Origin of the sequence: Mycobacterium sp. E740, from assembly GCF_001672895.1 — a bacterium.
Classification (GTDB): Bacteria; Actinomycetota; Actinomycetes; order Mycobacteriales; family Mycobacteriaceae; genus Mycobacterium.
Genome location: NZ_LZKP01000065.1, coordinates 1 through 16,723 on the forward strand (window position 1 = coordinate 1; position 16,723 = coordinate 16,723).

Consider the following 16,723-nt stretch of genomic DNA (forward strand, 5'->3'; position numbering starts at 1 on the left):
GTTCAGGTCAGGAGAAGCGCGGGCGCGATCGGGCGGAAAGGAACGTATCTCCGTTTGCCCGCGTACCGAGCGACAACGTGAGGCGTGGCGGAGGTTCGGGTGCTGTTGTCGCTCGGTACGTGGGCAATTTCGGTACCGGTTGTGGAACACGGGCGGGTCGGAAGGGGGGAGCTCGACGCGGTCAGTCGGTCAGCAGGCGTTGCGCAAGGCCGGACGCCCGCACGGCCCGCCGGTCGATCGCACCCCGCAGCGACTCCTCCGAGCCCACCACACGCACGCGTTGCTTCGCGCGAGTCACCGCGGTGTAGAACAGCTCCCGCGTCAACAACCGCGAGTCCGACGACGGCATCAGCACCGTGACCTCGTCGGCCTGGCTGCCTTGGGACTTGTGGATCGTCATCGCATGCATCGTCTCCACGTCGGTCAACCGGCCGACGCCGAACTCGAGCGCCGCGACCGCCACGCGCAATCCGTCCGGGCGCGCGACCGTCACCCCGGCATCGCCGTTGTAGAGACCCAGTCCGTAGTCGTTCGCCGTCACGAGCACCGGCCTGCCCGCGTACCACTCGGTCCACGGCGGCTCACCGGTCGCGTCGGTCAACCACCGTTCGACCTGACGGTTCCAGAACCGCACGCCGTACGGTCCGCGCCGGTGCGCGCACAACAGCCGATGTTCGTCCAACGTCGCCAGTGCCGCCTTCGCATCGCCGAGGACCGCGGCCTCGCGCAACCGCAACGCATGGGGCAGAAGCACTTTCCTGAGCTGCTCGGTCGGGTCCGCCGCGCTGACCCATTCGATGTGCTCGCCACCCCCCGCCAGCAGCGCGATGACCCGGTCGGCATCGCCGTCACGGATCGCCGTCGCCAACGCACCGATCGACTCGCCGAACCGATGCGATGTCTTCAGCGCCGCGATCCGCACATCCGACCGCTGTCCCAGCCCGTCGACCAGGTCGGCCAACACCGCCCCGGCCTCCACCGACGCCAACTGGTCCGGGTCGCCCACCAACAGCAGCCTGCTGTCGGGGCGCACCGCTTCGAGCAGCCGCGCCATCAACGTGAGCGACACCATCGACGTCTCGTCGACGACGATCACGTCGTGCGGCAACCGGTTCTCCCGGTGATGCCGGAACCGTGACGAGTTGTCCGGCCGAGGCCGCAACAGCCGGTGCAGGGTGGATGCCGACAGCTCCGGCAGCCTTTCGCGGTCGGCCGCGTCGAGCTTGTCGACTTCCAGCTGCACCGCCTCCAGCAGCCGGGCCGCGGCCTTGCCCGTCGGCGCGGCCAGCGCGATGCGCAGTCGCGGCCGTCCGGTCAGCGCGGCCTGCTCCGCCAGCAGCGCCAACAGTCGCGCCACCGTCGTGGTCTTGCCCGTCCCGGGACCGCCGGTCAAGACCGTAAGCGATTGCGACAGCGCCACTTCCGCAGATGCGCGCTGCTCCTCCCAGCCCGCGGGAAACAGCCGGTCAAGGCTCGGCACCTCGCTCGGCAGCGGCTTCGAGAGCAACGCCAGCACGTCGTCGCGCACCTGCTGCTCCTCGAGCCAGTACCGGTCGAGATACAGCAGGTCGCCCAGCAACCGCAGCACTGGCGTGTCAGTCACCAGCTGGCTGTTGCGCACCGCTGCCAGCCACTGCTCCGGTGGCGGCCACGGCAAGTTTGGCATCTCCAGTTGCCCGGCCACCGACGCCAAGTCGACGCACACCGAACCGCCACGCAGTGCGCGCACCGCGAGCGCGAGCGCCAGCGCGACCGACTCGTCGGACTCTTCGGCCAACGCCGTCAGGCGGCGAGCGACCTGGATGTCGGACGCCTCGAACATGCCGGCGTCGTTGAAGGCCCCGAGCAACCCGGACGCGGCCGCCGCCACCACGCTCATGCCGCCACCGCTCCCGCATCGAGCAGATCCGACATCGCGACGATCAGCGCGGCGGGCGGATGCCAGCTGAACACCCCTGCCGGATGGCCGTCGACGACCGGGGTCTGCGCACCGCACATCCCGCGCACGAACAGGTACAGCACGCCACCGAGGTGCTGCTCCGGCGAGTACTGCGGCAGCCGCCACCGCAGGAAGCGATGCAGCACAACGCAGTACAGTAGCGCCTGCAGCGGATAGTCGGAGTGCAGCATCGCCTCGACCAGCTGGGCCCGGCCGTAGTCCGCAGCCGTCAGTTCGCCCGGCGCACCGCCGAGCCAGTTCGTCTTGTAGTCGACGACGAGGTAGCGATCGTCGACCCGGAGCACCGCGTCCAGCGAGCCGGTCAGATAACCCTTCAGCGACTGCGGGCCGAGCGCGTCGTCGGTGAGCCGCGCCGCGTACGCAGCGAGCGGATCGTCGGCCGGCAGATGCTGAGCCAGCAGGCGGCCGACGTCGGCCAACGTGATCGCCGGCGCCTGGCCGCGCACATCGCCACCGGCCAGCGGGAACTCGAAGTCCAACTCCCGCAGCCGATCTCGCAAGCCGATCTGCCGTAGGGTCATGCCGGGCGCCAGCGGGCCCAACGGGGTGTCGTGCAACGGCACCAGCGCCGCGGCGAGATCTTCCGGTGCCACCTCGACCGGCCACCACACCGAGTGTTCGCGGATCTGTGCCGCCAGTTCAGCGGCCAGATCGGTGGCGAACGGATCGGCGGTCTCCAACACCGCGTGCACGAGCGAGCCGAACTTGGCGCCCGTCGGCAGCTCCGCCATCGGCGACACCACGTCCGCGCCGACAGCCGTCGCCGCCTGCACAGCGATCTCACCGACTTCGTCGTCGAGTTCGATGACCTCCGGTTCGCTCGACACTCCCGCCGACTCGGCGGCGCGCAGCAGCCCGGAATAGGACGTCCGCCGCCAGGTCGTGTCGATGCGGCGGTGGAAGTGGCGGACCTTGAGACCGGCTGGCGCACCGGGCAATTCGACGTGGCTGGGCGCGACGATGACGGACTCCTCGAGCACCGGCCCCCCGGCCTGCTCCCAGGCGCGCAGGGCCGTCATCGCGTCGGCGTCGTCGATCTTCGGCGGATCGCATTGGTCCGGCACCACCGGGTCACCCGGTGAGCGGCCGCGCAACAGACGCGACAGGCCGCCGTTCGGCTCGTCGTGCGACGGCGCCCACCACGCCACGACCTGCGACTGTGCCCGGGTCAGCGCGACGTAGGTCAGCCGGACGTCGTCGCCCGCGGCCTCGCGGCGGCCGCGCGCCTGCACGTCGGTCCAGTCGGGGCTGAGCTCGCCGCCGATGTGCAGGCACCGGGTCTCGCCCTCGTGGTACAGCACGGCGTCCTCGGTGAAGATATGCCGATTGAACGCGAACGGCAGGTAGACCACCGGGAACTGCAGGCCCTTGCTGACCCACACCGTCATGATCTGCACCGCAGCGGCATCGCTGTCGAGCCGCCGGTTGCGCTCGACGGCACCGCGGGGCGTGTCCCGCTGAGTGCGCAGCCAGTCGCGCAGCGCGGGCAGGTTGAAGTGTTCGCGGTGCGCGGTCTCGTGCAGCACCTGGGTCAGGTGCGCCAGGTCGGTCATGTGCCGGTCGCCGTCGGTCCACGACAACACGCGGCGGCCCATCCCCGCCAGCTGCGCCGCCTCGAACACCGCCGCGACACCGCGCTCGCGGGCATGGTCGGCCCACTCCCGCAACGTGTTCGCGACGGCGTCGGTGAGCGCGTCGCCCCCGGTCGCGAGGTCCTCCGCCGTCTTACCGAAGAACATCGTGGTCGCCGCTGCGCGCACCAGGCCCGAGCGGTGCGGCTGGTCGAACGCCTCCAGCAGGCACAACCAGTCGTCGCCCGCCGGGGAGCGGAACACATCCGAGTCGCCGGTGTACACGGCGGGGATGCCCGCGGCCGCCAACGCGTCGAAGCAGGCCCGGCCGTCGGTGTGGTTCTCCACGATCACCGCGACGTCGCCGTGCCGGAGCGGCTCGTCGCAGAACGTCGCCCCACTCGCCAGCAGTGCCGCGATGTCGGCGGCGAGGTCCTCGCCGATGTGCCGGCGCAGCTTGTCCATCTTGATGACCCGGTCGGGGCGGGTGCCGAACGCATCCCGCGACACCACGCGCAGCCGGAACGGTGCGTTGTGCGGTGCCCCCTTGAGGCGGTGCTCGGTGTGCCGAGCAGCGACCTCGCGCGCGACGATTCGGGGGTCGCCGAGTTGGGCGTCCTTCAGCACCGCCTGCAAGCTGTCGACGAGCGGGCCGTCGCTTCGCCAGTTGGTGCCCAACGTCTTCCGGTCACCGGCGGTCTCTGCGGCATGCAGGTAGGCGACGATGTCGCCGCCGCGGAACGCGTAGATCGCCTGCTTCGGGTCGCCGATCAGGATGACCGTGCAGTGCCCGCTGAAGGCGCGGTCGATCACCTGCCACTGGACCGGGTCGGTGTCCTGGAACTCGTCGACCATCACGATCGACCACCGTTGCCGCATCCGTGCGCGTGCCGGTGATTCGTTGTCTTCCAAGGCATTCGCGAGCCGGGACAGCAGATCGTCGTAGTGCAGGATGCCCGACGTGCGCTTCCGCTTCTCCAGCTCCTCGCTCACGGCTAGGGTGAACCCGACCCGCACGGCAGGTTCGAGACCGGGGGCGGGGTCCAGCGGGCGCAGCTGGGTGTGCGCGTTGACGACCACGCTGCGCGCGAGATCAAGTGCCTGCTCCCGGGTCAGCAGCGGATCGTCGGACTGCTGCCCGAAGTGCGCGAGGTAGAGGTCGTCGACGATCTCGCCGACGACGTCGTCGAGGCTCTCGACCAGCTGCACGCCGGATTCGGTGTCACCGGCGACGCCCAGCGACCGCAACACCAGCTGACAGAACTGGTGAGTGGTGGCGATCGTCGCCGCGTCGAAGCCGGCCAGCGCATCACGCAGCCGCAGCCGTCGCTCGGCCAACTCCTCGGCCGACCCTTTCAGGAGGTGCTCGATCAGGTCGTTGGCCGCCGCGGCGGACGGGTCGTCGAACGCCAGCAGCGCCTCGAGGATCTGACAGCGCACCCGTTCCCGCAGCTCCTGGCTGGCCATCCGGCCGAACGTGATCAGCAGCATCTGGTCAAGCGTCGCAACGCCTTCGGCGACATAGCGGGTCACCAGCCCCGCCAGCGCGAACGTCTTTCCCGTGCCCGCGCTGGCCTCCAGCACGGTGGTGCTCCGCTCCGCCGGCAGCGGACCGAGGAGGTCGAACGGCGCCATGTCCATCAGTCGGGATCCCTCTCGGCTTGCAGCAGCGGCAGCCACAGCCGTGTCGCATAGTCCGGAAGGCCGGCCGCGATCAGGCCGTCAAGCGGGAAGTTCAGCCCCCACACCCTGACGTGGGCTCGCTCTTCGTTCTCGCCGGCGAATTTTCCGGTGTTCCACTTCCAGCCCGCCTCGCGCCTGGGGTCCCCGCGGGTGTACTCCGTCTCGGCCCATGCGTAGGAAGTCCTGAGCGGCAACGGGATCGGCTCGCGGCGACCGGCGTCGTAGATCGCCACGAGGTCGCGCAGCACATCGGCGGCCCCCTCGGGGGCGCCCAGCAGGCGTTCCTTCGGGCGCCCGGGGCGCCTCGGCCGTCCGATGCACACCGCGGCCCAGTCCCCGCCGGGACGCTGAGAGCTCAACGCCACCAACCGAATCCAAGATTCGAGCAGATGGCGTCCATCGAGCTTCGAGTACCTCACCGACACCAACCGGTCACCGTAGACTCGCGGCACGGTGCCGGTGACGCGGCGGCCGGCCCCCACATCGATGTCGACGTCGTAGGCGGCCGGCTCTCGACCACGGTGGCGCTTGGCCGCGGTGGCCAGCGCGTCAGCCTGCGCGCAGATCTCTTTCGCCTTGCGCCAACCGAGCTTTCCCGGCGGCAGCGAGCCACGGCGCCACTCCGCGTGCTGCGCGGCCTCCGGTTCCATGCCGCGCAGCATGTCGTCGAGCATCCGGTCGCCGACCTTCCACTCCTGCAGGGCGTCGATCTCGACCGGCATCGCATCCTCGACGGCGTCGACGTCCCACGGCAGCGTGTAGTCGAGCGCACGGAAGAAGCCCTTGACGGGGTCTTTGAAGAACGCGATCAGATCGTCGAGCGCGACATCGGCGGCCGGCACCGTCGGCAGCGGATCGCCGAACAGCGGCGGGCGCTCGGCGCGCAGGCCCGTCGCCACCTGGGCGGCGGTCAGCGCGGTGGGATCGAACGTGAACGGTTCGCCGGCTGGCATGCCGAGATCGCCGGGCCGAACGTTGCGAACGTCGAACGGCTGCAACGGATGTTCGACCAGCACGCGGTCGCGGACCTTGTCCGGGGTGGTCACGTCGAGGGTGTCCAGCAGCTCGACCAGCGGCACCGCGGGCGGCTTGCGCTGACCGGAGTACTCGTTGGCGCCGGTGTAGGTGATCACCAGCTTCTCGGTGGCCGCACCGATGGCGTCCAGCAGCAACTGCCGGTCCTCGGAGCGGATGTCGCGTTCGCCGGTCATCGGGTCCCGGGCCAGCACGTCGTCGCCGTCGACGACTCCGAGCCGGGGGAACACACCGTCGTCGAGGCCGACCAGGCACACGACGCGGTGCGGCACCGACCGCATCGGCACCATCGTGCAGACCGTCAGCGTGCCGGTGCGGAAGTTCGCGCGGGTCGGCCGGCCGGCCAGATGCCGGTCCAGCAGCGCTCGGATGTCGGGCAGACGCATGATCGTCCCGGCGTGCCGGCCGGCTCTGGTGAGGATGTCGTTGAACTCGCGTTCGACCTGGCTCGACTGCCACAGGTCGGCGTCGTCGACGGCGGTCAGCTGCTCGACTCCACGGGAGAGAGCGGTCAGCCAGTCGCCGAGCGGCTTTGCGCCCGAGAGTGATTCGACCGTGGTGCGCAGCCGCTCGACGTACTCGGCGAGACGCCCCGCCAGTTCGATGCGGTTGCTGCCGACGTCGTCCAGCGGCAGCGTGGTGCCCAGCCAGGCGCGCGAGTCGTCCGACATCGCCACGCCCGCCAACACCCGGTCGATGCCGAATCGCCAGGTGTTCTGCAGGAAGTCGACGCCGTACGGATGGCGGTGCGCCCGGTCGAAGCCCCAGCGGATGTTGGCTTCGCGGATCCAGACGGCGATCGCGTCGAGATCGTCGTCGGTGAACCCGAACCGGGCCCGCACCGGCGCAGCCTCGGCAAGGTTGAGCACCTCGCTGGCGGTGGCGCGACCGCCGGCGAGCGCGAGTAGCTGTGCGGTCACCCCGAGCAGCGGGTTGGTCTGCGTCAAGGCCCGGTCGGCGAGTTTGACGCGGAGCCGGTGCGCCGGATGGGCGCCGTGCACCACCTCGCCGAGCCCGAACCCGGCGACGATCAGCGGTGCGTAGGTCTCGATGTCGGGGCACATGACGAGGATGTCGCGCGGTTCGAGTGTCTCGTCGTCGGCGAGCAGGCCGAGCAGGACTTCGCGCAGCACGTCGACCTGCCGGGCGGGGCCGTGGCAGCTGTGCACCTGCACCGAGCGGTCCCCGGCGGCGAAGGTTCGGCCCGCGGGCCGCACCGCGTTGGCCGCGATGTCGGACTGCACCCACCCGAGCAGGGTCTCCGGATACGTTCTGCCACCGAGATATTCGTCGGTCTCGTGGTCGGCGGGCAGGCCCCGTTGCAGCTCCCGCAGGTCACGGCCGAGCGTCGCCAGCAGCGGGTGATGGACCTGCCGGTGGGAGTCATCGGAGCCGCGGGAGATGGGCCCGCGGTCGCCGGCCAGTGCGGTCCACAGCACGTCGCTGGGATGGGGCAGCCACAGGTGCAGGTCGTGATGGGTGGCCAACGCGTCGAGCAGTTCGATCTCGGTGGCAGGCAGCCGGGTGTGGCCGAACAGCGAGAGCCGCTGCGGCAGGTCAGTGGGCGACTCCTGAAGCCGCACAACTGTTTTCGCGTGCCGGACGTGCGGTGAATCGGCGTCGATACGCTCGACGAGCGCCCGCCACAGCGGGGGCTGCCAAGCCAGATCGGATCCGATGTCTCCGGCGACGCCGTTCTCCCAGTCGATCAGCAGTTGCGGACGCTGGCGGGCGTAGGAGGCGAACAATCCGGCCAGCCTGCGGGCGACGGCGTACCGGCGGCCCTGCCGCAGCTCCTTCTCTTCGCCGGCTTCGAAGTGGCCGAGGTGGGCGGCCAACGGTCGGCACCAGTTCTCGGAGCAGTGAGCGTCGATCGCCTCGATCAGCGGCCAGACCATCGCGTCGGGTGCCCACGGATCGTCACCGTCGGCGGTGCCGACAATCCGGCCTGAGCCGGCGGTGATTTCCGCGATCAGCGAGCGCGGGTTGCGGAACGCGATGCCGGCGCAGACCCCGTCGCCGCCGGAGCCGCGACCGAGGACGTGGCTCAGCCGCTGGCTCAGCCAGCGCTCGACGCCTTTGGCGGGCACGATGACCAGTTCCTCGGCGAACGGGTCGGGCAGCGGGTCGCTGAGCAGAGCGCCGAGACCGTCGGCGAGCAGGTCGGTGCGTTCAGCCCGATGGATGTGGAGCGCCATCGCAGCCCACCATAGGAGGTGGGTCCGACACCGTCAGAGGTTTGCGTGCGGGTACGGCGTGGGACTCTGGGGCACATGAGCGAAACGACGATGTCGCCCCGGCTCGGATCGAAGTTTCAGGAGGCGCTCGGATTCGCCGCCGAACTGCACCGCACGCAGACCCGCAAGGCCAGCCAGGTGCCGTATGTCGGCCACCTGCTGTCGGTGGCCGGGTTGGTGATCGAGTCCGACGGCACCGAGACCGAGGTGATCGCGGCACTGCTGCACGACGCCGCCGAAGATCAGGGCGGCGACGCGACGCTGGCGCAGATCGAGGAGCGCTTCGGCCCGGACGTCGCCACCATCGTCGAGGAGTGCAGCGACACCGTGGTGACGCCGAAACCGCCGTGGCGCGAACGCAAACAGGCCTACCTGACGCATTTGGAGAAAGCTTCGGACAGCACGCTTCTCGTGTCGATGGCCGACAAGCTGGACAACGCCAGGGCGATCCTGCGTGACCTGCGCCGGTACGGGCCGAAGGTCTGGCAGCGCTTCAACACCGACGATCCACACCAGCATTTGTGGTACTACCGTTCGCTGCTGGAGATCTACCGGCGCCGCAGCGACAGCTGGCTGGTCGACGAGTTGTCCCGCGTCGTCGAGACCTTGGCAGAGGAGGTCGGCCCGCCCGTCGCCGCTACCGTCTGAGCCATGGCTGCACGTGACGCGGTGGTGATCACCGCTGAGGAGTTGGGCCGCCGGCTGGGCGCCGGTGAGCCGGTGACGCTGTTGGATGTGCGCTGGCAGCTCGGCGAGCCGGACGGCCGCGCGTCGTACGAACGCGGGCACCTGCCCGGGGCGGTGTATGTGTCGCTCGAGGACGAGCTGAGCGACCACAGCGTCGAGGGTCGAGGGCGTCATCCGCTGCCGTCCGGAGCGACGGTGCAAGAGGCTGCGCGCCGGTGGGGTGTGCGGGCCGGCGTGCCCGTCGTCGTCTACGACGACTGGAACCGCGCCGGCTCTGCGCGCGCGTGGTGGGTGCTGACCGCGGCGGGCATCGACGACGTTCGCATCCTCGACGGCGGGCTCGAGGCGTGGACGGCCGCAGGAGGCGAACTGGAGTCCGGCGCCATCGCACCCGAACGCGGGGATGTCACGGTGGCCCACGATGACCTGTACGCCGGTGCTCGCCTGACGGTCACCGCTGACGCGCTGCTCGGCTCGGAGTTGCTGCTGCTCGACGCCCGGGCGGCCGAACGCTTCCGCGGTGACGTCGAACCGGTCGACCCCGTCGCCGGGCACATCCCCGGCGCGGTCAACGTGCCGAGCACCGGCCTGCTGGCCGAGGACGGCACTCTGCACGCCGATCTGGCCGAGCGGGTCGGCGCTCTCGGGGACGGCGACGTCGCGGTCTACTGCGGGTCGGGTGTCACCGCGGCGGTGACGGTCGCGGCGCTCGCCGCGGCGGGGGTGGACGCCGCGTTGTTTCCGGGTTCGTGGTCGGAGTGGAGTTCGGATCCTTCGCGGCCGGTGGCCAGAGGACCTGAATAGCCCCTGCAGACGAGGCGAGGCCCTCCCGGGATACGCCGCCCGGGAGGGCCTCTGTGGAGGAAATCGTTCGTGGTCAGGGGTGCCAGTCCGACTCGACCTGCTGCAGGTGCAGGATGCCGTGGCGATAGATGATCTGGGGCGGGTGTGCGACCGTGTGCGGCGTCGCGACGATCCCCGGCCGCGGCGTGTTGTCCGGCGTGTACGTGCCGGCCTCCGCGGTGCCTGCGAGACCGAGGGCCCCGGCCATGATTCCGGCCGCGACGAACGGCAGGGCCAGCAAGCGGGTGAAGCGGCGGTTCGTGTTGGTGCTCATCGTGTTTCTCCTCGTGAAGTTCGAATACCGGGGTGTTCCGGTGATGGCTCAACAGTGCTGCACCGCGGCGACGGTGTATGTCGGCCGACCGGCGGGCGGACCGGATGAATCCCGTGTCCGCCGATCGGGGGAAGCGACCGGCCGCGTCGTTCTACGCTTCATCCGGCGGACAGGAGCACACCATGGACGTTCTGCGTACTCCCGACGAGCGCTTCGCGAACCTCGCGGGCTACCCGTTCGAACCGCACTACGCGGAAGTCACCGCAAGTGACACCCCGTCGCTGCGGATGCACTACATCGACGAGGGTCCGAGCGACGGCCCGCCCGTCGTGCTGCTGCACGGCGAGCCGACGTGGAGTTACTTGTACCGCACCATGATCGGGCCGCTGGCGGCCGGCGGCTGCCGGGTGCTCGCGCCGGACCTGATCGGTTTCGGACGCTCCGACAAACCGGGGCGCATCGAGGACTACACCTACCTACGGCACGTCGAGTGGGTGACGTCGTGGTTCGAGGCGCTCGACCTGCGTGACACGACGATCTTCGTGCAGGACTGGGGCTCGCTGATCGGGTTGCGCATCGCCGCCGAACAGGGCGATCGCGTCGGGCGCATCGTGGTCGCCAACGGTTTCCTGCCTGCCGGGCAGACGTCGGCGAACGTGCCGTTCCGCGTCTGGCGTGCCTTCGCCCGCTACACGCCGGTGTTCCCGGCCGGCCGCATCGTCGCGTTCGGCACCGTCACCGACGTGCCCGCGCGAATCCGCAGTGGATACGATGCGCCGTTCCCGCACAAGCGTTTTCAGGCGGGCGCGCGCGCGTTTCCTGCTCTGGTGCCGACCGCGGAGGACGATCCGGCACTACCCGCCAACCGCGCCGCCTGGGAAACGTTGGGCCGCTGGAAGAAACCGTTCCTGTGCGTCTTCGGCGCCAAGGACCCGATACTCGGCCGCGCCGACCGCCCGCTGATCGAGCATGTGCCGGGCGCGGCCGGTCAGCCGCACGCCCGAATCAACGGCAGCCACTTCGTGCAGGAGGACTGTGGGCCCGAGCTGGCCGCACGCATCCTGCAGTGGAGCAGTTAGCCCTGGGTCACGGTGTTGCGCGACGTGGCGTCGATCCGCGGATCACCGGAGTGGTAGACCACCTCGTTGTCGAAGCCTGACGCGCCGATCGTGTCGGTGCTGTCGATGGTCACCCGGTTGTCGACGCCGGAGACCGTCACACTCAGGCAGTGGCCGAGCAGGGTCACCGTGTTGTTGACGCCGCTGACGCTGATGTTGCTGCCGTTGCACTCGACGGTCTCGGTCTTCTCCACCCCGGACACGCTGTACTGACCGCCCGCGGGGGCCTCGGCGACCTTCGGCGGTCGGTCCTGCGTCGGCAGCGCGGTGGGCGCGTTGCGCGACGGCCCGATCGTGACGCCGCCCTGGCGAGGGCTGTCGCCGTTGACGTCGGGAAACCCCGGTCGGGTGGTGATCCGGTCCGGCGTCGACGACATCGACGACCACACGATCACGCCGACACCGGCGACGACGAGGGCCGCGACCGCTCCGATCAGTCCGAAGATCAGCCCGAACGGTGCGCCCTTCTTGGTCGGCCCCGGCGGGAAGCTGACGCCGAACGGCGGCGCGCTGTACGGCGACTGCTGCTGGTACGGCGGACCGTAGACGGGCGGAGGCAGGGCCGCCGTCTGCTGCGTGCCACCGGCGGGGTCGTTGGCGCCCAGTTCGACCGCCCCGTAGTCGGCCAGTGGTTGCTCCAGCTGCCTGATCCTGGCCTCCGGGTCATCCTCGGGGTTCATGCGCGAATGGTGCCACACAGTCGTTTGACCCGCCCGCGGATCGGCGAGTGTGACCGATCGCTGACATCTGTGGTTATTTGCTGCTCGATGTTGGTACTCAGGAAGAGTGGTGCCCGCAGGTTTCATCGTCGTCGGCAGCGGTCCTGCCGGGGTGAGCGCCGCCGAGACGTTTCGCAGCAAGCATCGCGACATCCCGGTGCGCATACTGACCACCGACCCCGCGTTGCCGTACGCCAAGCCGCCGCTGAGCAAGGACTTCCTCTGCGGCCGCGACACCAAACTCGCGCTGCACAGTGAGCGCTGGTTCGAGCGCAACGACGTCGACCTGATCCGCGGCATCACCGTCGAGTCCATCGACCCCGACCGTCAGCAGGTCGTGACGGCGGGCGGTCAGCGCTACCCGTACTGGCATCTGGTGGTGGCCGCCGGCTCGGCCGCGGTGCGGCCCGCGATTCCCGGCATCGAGTCCGCGCTGACGCTGCGGTCTTTCGCCGACGCGGTGGCGTTGAAGATGGCTGCCCGCTACGCCGACTGCGCCGTGGTCATCGGCGCCGGGCTGATCGGCTGTGAGGCCGCGAGTTGCCTGGCCGCGCGCGGGGTTGCCACCATGGTGGTCGCGGCCGAACACGTTCCGCTGCAGCGCCGGTTCGGGCTGGAAGCCGGTGAGCGCGTGGCAAAGCTGTTGTCGGACAACGGTGTCCGGTTCGCGGGTGAGACTGAGGTGGCGGCGATCGAGGACTCCCGGGTGGTGCTCGGCAGCGGTGAGTCCGTCGACGCCGATCTCGTGATCTGTGCGACGGGTGTGCGACCCGACATCCACCTCGCCGCGGCGGCGGGTCTGCGGACCCGCGACGGGCGCATCGTCGTCGACGAACACATGCGGACTTCGGCCCGCAACATCTACGCCGCAGGCGACGTCGCGTTGGCGCACAACGTCACCGCGGACCGGCCCATCCCCGCCGAGCACTGGCGCGACGCCGCGCACCAGGGCTACGTCGCCGGGATGAGCGCCGCGGGCCTCGACGCCGCCTGGGACACCGTGCCCGGGTTCTCCTGCACCATCGGCACGTCGGTGCTCAAGTACCGCGGTTGGGGCGTCGGCTACGACGACGCTCGCTTCGTCGACCACCGCACCGGGTTCACGGTCTGGTATGAGTCCGGCGGTGACGTCGTCGGAGTGCTGACACTGAACGCCGACGACGACCACCGCCGCGCCGACAAACTGTTGCGAATCGCTTGACTCACAACCAGTCTCGGCGCTTGAACGTCAGATACAGCACGACCACCAGCACCGCGATCAGCGCGGTGCTGATGATGAACCCGGTCACGGTCTCGATGCCGGGGTACAAGACGTTCTGGCCGTAGAAGCCGGTGATCGCCGTCGGCACCGCGATGATCGCCGCCCAGCCGGTGAGCTTCTTCATCACCGTGTTGAGCCGGGCGTCCTGCAGCGACAGGTTGGTCTCGAACACCGTTGTGATCATGTCGCGCAACGACTCCGTCCACTCCGACACCCGCAGCACGTGGTCGTAGAGGTCGGCGTAGAGCGGGTCCAGTTCGGGGGCGGTCTTGGCGTCGAGCCTGCGGTGCTGGATCGAGTTGACCACTTCGCGCATCGGCAGCACGACCCGTCGCAGCTGCACCAGATCCTTGCGCAGCCGGTAGGTCTTGCGCTGCAAGTTGCCGCGCTGCGGCCGGTCCTCGAACAGCTCGTCCTCGAGCGTCTCGATCTCGTCGTCGAGTTTCTGCACCGCCTCGAAGTGGCCGTCGACGACCACGTCCAGCAGGCCGTGCACCAGCGCGCCGACGCCGTGCTCCTGGCCGCCGAGCTCGTCGAAGCGCTGTGAGACGGTGTCGATGTCGAAGTCGGGGGACAACCGCACGGTGATCAGCCCTTGCGGAAGGACGAACCCCGAGATGCGGTGGCTCGACAACGGCGCGGCGCCGCCGTCCGATCCCTCACAGACCGCGTACACGGTGAAGAACGTATGCGTGCGGTAGACGACCGCCTTGGTGCGTTCGGACTCGGCGATCGCGTCCTCGACCGCCCAGGTGTTGAGCCCGAGTTCCTGCGCCAGTTCACTGAGGGTCGCGTGGTCGGGGCTGCAGATGTCACACCAGACCAGCGTGTCGTCCTCGGCGAGATAGTCCGAGATCGACGAGAACACGAAGTCGTCCTGCGCCTTGCCGCCGCGCCACACCCGGCCACGCACATCGGTCACCCCGACATCATGTCAGCGACGGACGCTCGGCGGGTCAGCCGAGCCCATGCTCCAACGCGTACATGCTCGCGCCGATCCGGTTCGAGACGCCGATCTTGGTGTACACGTGCTCGACGTGATTGCGCACTGTCTTCTCGCTGAGCACGAGCCTGGCGGCGATGTCCTTGTTGCTGGTGCCCTGCGCGACCAGACGCAGCACCTGGACCTCGCGGGCCGTGAGCCCGCCCGGTCTCGCGTGCCGCCTGCCCGACGGTTGACCCGACGCCTGCAGCACCGCGTCGGCGGCGGCGGCGTCCAACTGTCCCTTGGACACTCGTTCTCGCAGCCGGCGGGCCGCACCCGCGGGACCGAGTGCTTCCCGGTACGGCCGCGGCTCCAGTGCGCTCTGGTAACTCACCGCGCAGGCCAGCACCCGGTCGGGCATGGCGAGCTGTCGTGCCGCGAGTCCGCGGGGATAGCCTGAGCCGTCGAGGGATTCGTGATGGTTCGCCGCGACCGCGGCGATGTCGCGCAGCGCGGGCACCTGCGACAGGATGCGTTCGGTCAGGTAGGGGTGCAGGCGCATCCGTTCGTATTCGGCCATGCTCAACGCGGCGGATTTCGACCAGATCTGGTTCGACACCCCGATGCGGCCGAGATCGTGCACATAACCGGACCGCCGGGTCGTCGCGACCGCCACCTCGTCGAGCCCGAGCGCTTCGGCGGCCGTCCCGGCCAATTCCGCTACCGCTCGCGAATGCCCCAGTGTGAACGGGCATTTGAGGTCGACGAACTCACCCAGCGCGACCAACAGCGCATCGAGCGACTGACCGTCGAGCCGAGCGGCACGGTCCGGCGCATGCTGTAGCGCGGTCGCCCACACGTCACCGGTCGACGGCACCGCCAGCACCCCCGCCGGGTCGGCGACGAACGCGTCGACGATCGCGGGGTCGAACTGGCCGCCACGCCTGCTGCGCGCCATCGCCACCGCGCCCTCGACGCCGTACTCGCGTTGGTGCACCTCGACCATGTCGGCGACTTGAGCCACCCGCATCTCGACCGGGATCGCCTCGCCCGAGGCGCCGGTCGGCAACCCGCCGCCGTCGAACCGCTCGAACGTGAAGCGCAGCGCGTGCTGCACGTCCTCGTCGAGGCCGATCCGCTGGGCCAGCAGACCCGCCGACGTGCAATGGGAGTGGATCAGCTGCGAGATGTGCCCTCGCGCATTGGCATACAGCGTCGCAGCGGTCTTCAATCGGGTCAGCAACGACTCGCCGCGGCCGAGGTTCGTCAGCAGGAACCGTTGGTACGGCAACCCGGACCAGTCGATGAGGTAGGAGCTCCGCCGGACCGCGATGTCGTCGCCGAACCACCGGGCGTACTCGTGCGAGTCGGCATGGCAGCCGATCCACATGATCAGCGTCGCGTAGTAGATGCAATCACGCTGTCGCTCAGAAAGATCGAGCCGGTCGGCCAGCCGCATCGCGATCAGCGCGGCCCGCAGCATGTGCTCGACGGGCTGGCCGAGACCGAGGTCGACGGCCACCGACAGCGCCGCGAGCACCTCTGCCCGGGTCGGGAACTCGTGCGTGGTCTGACGTCCGGCCACAGCCTGATTCTGCACGTTCAGGCCCAGCGGGATCAGTGGGTTGTGCGGGAAAGGTCCAGGCGATCCGCGTCGAGGTGTCGCGCGGTGTCGAACGCCTCGAACCGGCCCTGGGCGACCACACAGATGCCACGCTGAGGCAGTTGGAAGTCGGCCAGCTTGCCTTGCACCGGGTGCGGTCCCACCGGGCCGAGGTCGATGCCGTCCACGACGGCAGACGAGTCGGCGACCGCCCAGACCCGCCGCGGCGCGATACGGAACTCCTGGCCGTTGGGCAGATGGCCGGTCAGGCGCACCTTGCCGATGCCCAGCGCCGGGCCGACGAGGCGGCTCATCGCGCGCAGCGTTTCGCGGTTGCGTGTCACGGCGACAGGTACCCGCGACGCGATGGCGCTCATCAGCCGGGTGGTCACGGTGGCTTCGATGTCGACGCGCCAATCCAGCACTCCCGCAATGGAAATCGCCAGCGACCACGGTGTCGGCCAGTGTGCGTCGACAGCGCAGACGACGGGGTCGACCGCCGTCGCCGAGCTGAAGTACCGCGAGCAGCTCTGCGGTCCCGGCGTGGTGGCGTAGAACGTCCACACGCCCTCGGGCGTGCGATGCCACACCGACCGATACGCCGGTGAGAACGACGTCTCGGGGAAGTCGCGGTAGGCGAGGTAGTGGCCGTTGGCGAAGGGCAGGCCCATGACGCCGAAGCCGACGACGCGCTCGTCATCGCCGTCGGGAAGGGGCATGGTCTTGGTGGCGGCCGCGCAGGCCTGTGGTGTGGTGGTCATGGCCGTCATCGTCTGTCGACGGCCGCGCCACCCACATGGGGCAACT

Annotated in this window: 12 protein-coding genes; 4 read left to right on the forward strand and 8 right to left on the reverse strand. The window is 69.7% G+C overall.

Translation table 11 applies throughout. From position 1 onward, the window contains the following. Positions 1-181 precede the first annotated feature (181 nt). Genes recD through recC form a run of 3 tightly spaced genes read right to left on the reverse strand, consistent with a single transcriptional unit; the run spans position 182 to position 8,447 of the window. Entirely contained in the window at positions 182-1,879 is a 1,698-nt protein-coding gene (gene recD / locus A5663_RS05835) for an exodeoxyribonuclease V subunit alpha (RefSeq protein ID WP_068145167.1), read from the reverse strand. Beyond that, complete coding sequence (gene recB, locus A5663_RS05840; RefSeq protein WP_068145333.1) at positions 1,876-5,166, reverse strand: exodeoxyribonuclease V subunit beta; 3,291 nt, start codon at positions 5,164-5,166, stop codon at positions 1,876-1,878. The genes recD and recB overlap by 4 nt, the downstream gene beginning before the upstream one ends. Positions 5,167-5,171: 5 nt before the next feature. Next, on the reverse strand, positions 5,172-8,447 hold the full coding sequence (gene recC / locus A5663_RS05845; protein ID WP_068145170.1) for an exodeoxyribonuclease V subunit gamma: 3,276 nt from the start codon (positions 8,445-8,447) through the stop codon (positions 5,172-5,174). Positions 8,448-8,522: 75 nt separating this feature from the next. Between recC and A5663_RS05850 the strand changes: the two genes are divergently transcribed. Both A5663_RS05850 and A5663_RS05855 read left to right on the forward strand, forming a co-directional pair. Beyond that, positions 8,523-9,134, forward strand: coding sequence for an HD domain-containing protein (locus A5663_RS05850; RefSeq protein ID WP_068145173.1), 612 nt, complete (start codon positions 8,523-8,525; stop codon positions 9,132-9,134). A gap of 3 nt (positions 9,135-9,137) precedes the next feature. Beyond that, positions 9,138-9,977: a sulfurtransferase gene (locus tag A5663_RS05855; RefSeq protein ID WP_068145175.1), complete on the forward strand. Its 840-nt coding sequence runs from the start codon at positions 9,138-9,140 to the stop codon at positions 9,975-9,977. Between the two features lie 73 nt (positions 9,978-10,050). Here A5663_RS05855 and A5663_RS05860 read toward each other — a convergent pair whose 3' ends face one another. After that, a complete protein-coding gene (locus A5663_RS05860; protein ID WP_068145178.1) occupies positions 10,051-10,290 on the reverse strand; it encodes a hypothetical protein in 240 nt (79 codons plus the stop codon). A gap of 182 nt (positions 10,291-10,472) precedes the next feature. Between A5663_RS05860 and A5663_RS05865 the strand changes: the two genes are divergently transcribed. After that, the gene (locus A5663_RS05865) at positions 10,473-11,369 is read left to right on the forward strand and encodes a haloalkane dehalogenase (RefSeq protein ID WP_068145336.1); all 897 of its coding nucleotides are present in this window, start codon (positions 10,473-10,475) and stop codon (positions 11,367-11,369) included. Here the strand turns inward: A5663_RS05865 and A5663_RS05870 are convergent. After that, complete coding sequence (locus A5663_RS05870) at positions 11,366-12,088, reverse strand: DUF3060 domain-containing protein (protein ID WP_082973946.1); 723 nt, start codon at positions 12,086-12,088, stop codon at positions 11,366-11,368. The two genes, A5663_RS05865 and A5663_RS05870, sit on opposite strands and share 4 nt — an antisense overlap. A gap of 106 nt (positions 12,089-12,194) precedes the next feature. Here A5663_RS05870 and A5663_RS05875 point away from each other — a divergent pair, with 106 nt between their 5' ends. Beyond that, entirely contained in the window at positions 12,195-13,328 is a 1,134-nt protein-coding gene (locus tag A5663_RS05875; RefSeq protein WP_068145183.1) for an NAD(P)/FAD-dependent oxidoreductase, read from the forward strand. Between the two features lies 1 nt (position 13,329). Here A5663_RS05875 and A5663_RS05880 read toward each other — a convergent pair whose 3' ends face one another. The 3 genes from A5663_RS05880 to A5663_RS05890 are packed head-to-tail and all read right to left on the reverse strand — an operon-like array spanning position 13,330 to position 16,677. Continuing rightward, entirely contained in the window at positions 13,330-14,310 is a 981-nt protein-coding gene (locus tag A5663_RS05880) for a magnesium transporter CorA family protein (RefSeq protein WP_068145186.1), read from the reverse strand. 34 nt (positions 14,311-14,344) lie between these two features. Beyond that, complete coding sequence (locus tag A5663_RS05885; protein WP_068145339.1) at positions 14,345-15,898, reverse strand: HD domain-containing phosphohydrolase; 1,554 nt, start codon at positions 15,896-15,898, stop codon at positions 14,345-14,347. Between the two features lie 32 nt (positions 15,899-15,930). Continuing rightward, positions 15,931-16,677 (reverse strand): hypothetical protein, encoded by a 747-nt coding sequence (locus tag A5663_RS05890; RefSeq protein ID WP_068145343.1) that lies wholly within the window; start codon positions 16,675-16,677, stop codon positions 15,931-15,933. Positions 16,678-16,723 lie beyond the last annotated feature (46 nt).

Coding starts and splice junctions, on each gene's coding strand:
- recB (WP_068145333.1), bottom strand. CDS start 5,166: ATGGCGCCGTTCGACCTCCTCGGTCCGCTGCCGGCGGAGCGGAGCACC.
- A5663_RS05890 (WP_068145343.1), bottom strand. CDS start 16,677: ATGACCACCACACCACAGGCCTGCGCGGCCGCCACCAAGACCATGCCC.
- recC (WP_068145170.1), bottom strand. CDS start 8,447: ATGGCGCTCCACATCCATCGGGCTGAACGCACCGACCTGCTCGCCGAC.
- recD (WP_068145167.1), bottom strand. CDS start 1,879: ATGAGCGTGGTGGCGGCGGCCGCGTCCGGGTTGCTCGGGGCCTTCAAC.
- A5663_RS05870 (WP_082973946.1), bottom strand. CDS start 12,088: ATGAACCCCGAGGATGACCCGGAGGCCAGGATCAGGCAGCTGGAGCAA.
- A5663_RS05850 (WP_068145173.1), top strand. CDS start 8,523: ATGAGCGAAACGACGATGTCGCCCCGGCTCGGATCGAAGTTTCAGGAG.
- A5663_RS05865 (WP_068145336.1), top strand. CDS start 10,473: ATGGACGTTCTGCGTACTCCCGACGAGCGCTTCGCGAACCTCGCGGGC.
- A5663_RS05855 (WP_068145175.1), top strand. CDS start 9,138: ATGGCTGCACGTGACGCGGTGGTGATCACCGCTGAGGAGTTGGGCCGC.
- A5663_RS05860 (WP_068145178.1), bottom strand. CDS start 10,290: ATGAGCACCAACACGAACCGCCGCTTCACCCGCTTGCTGGCCCTGCCG.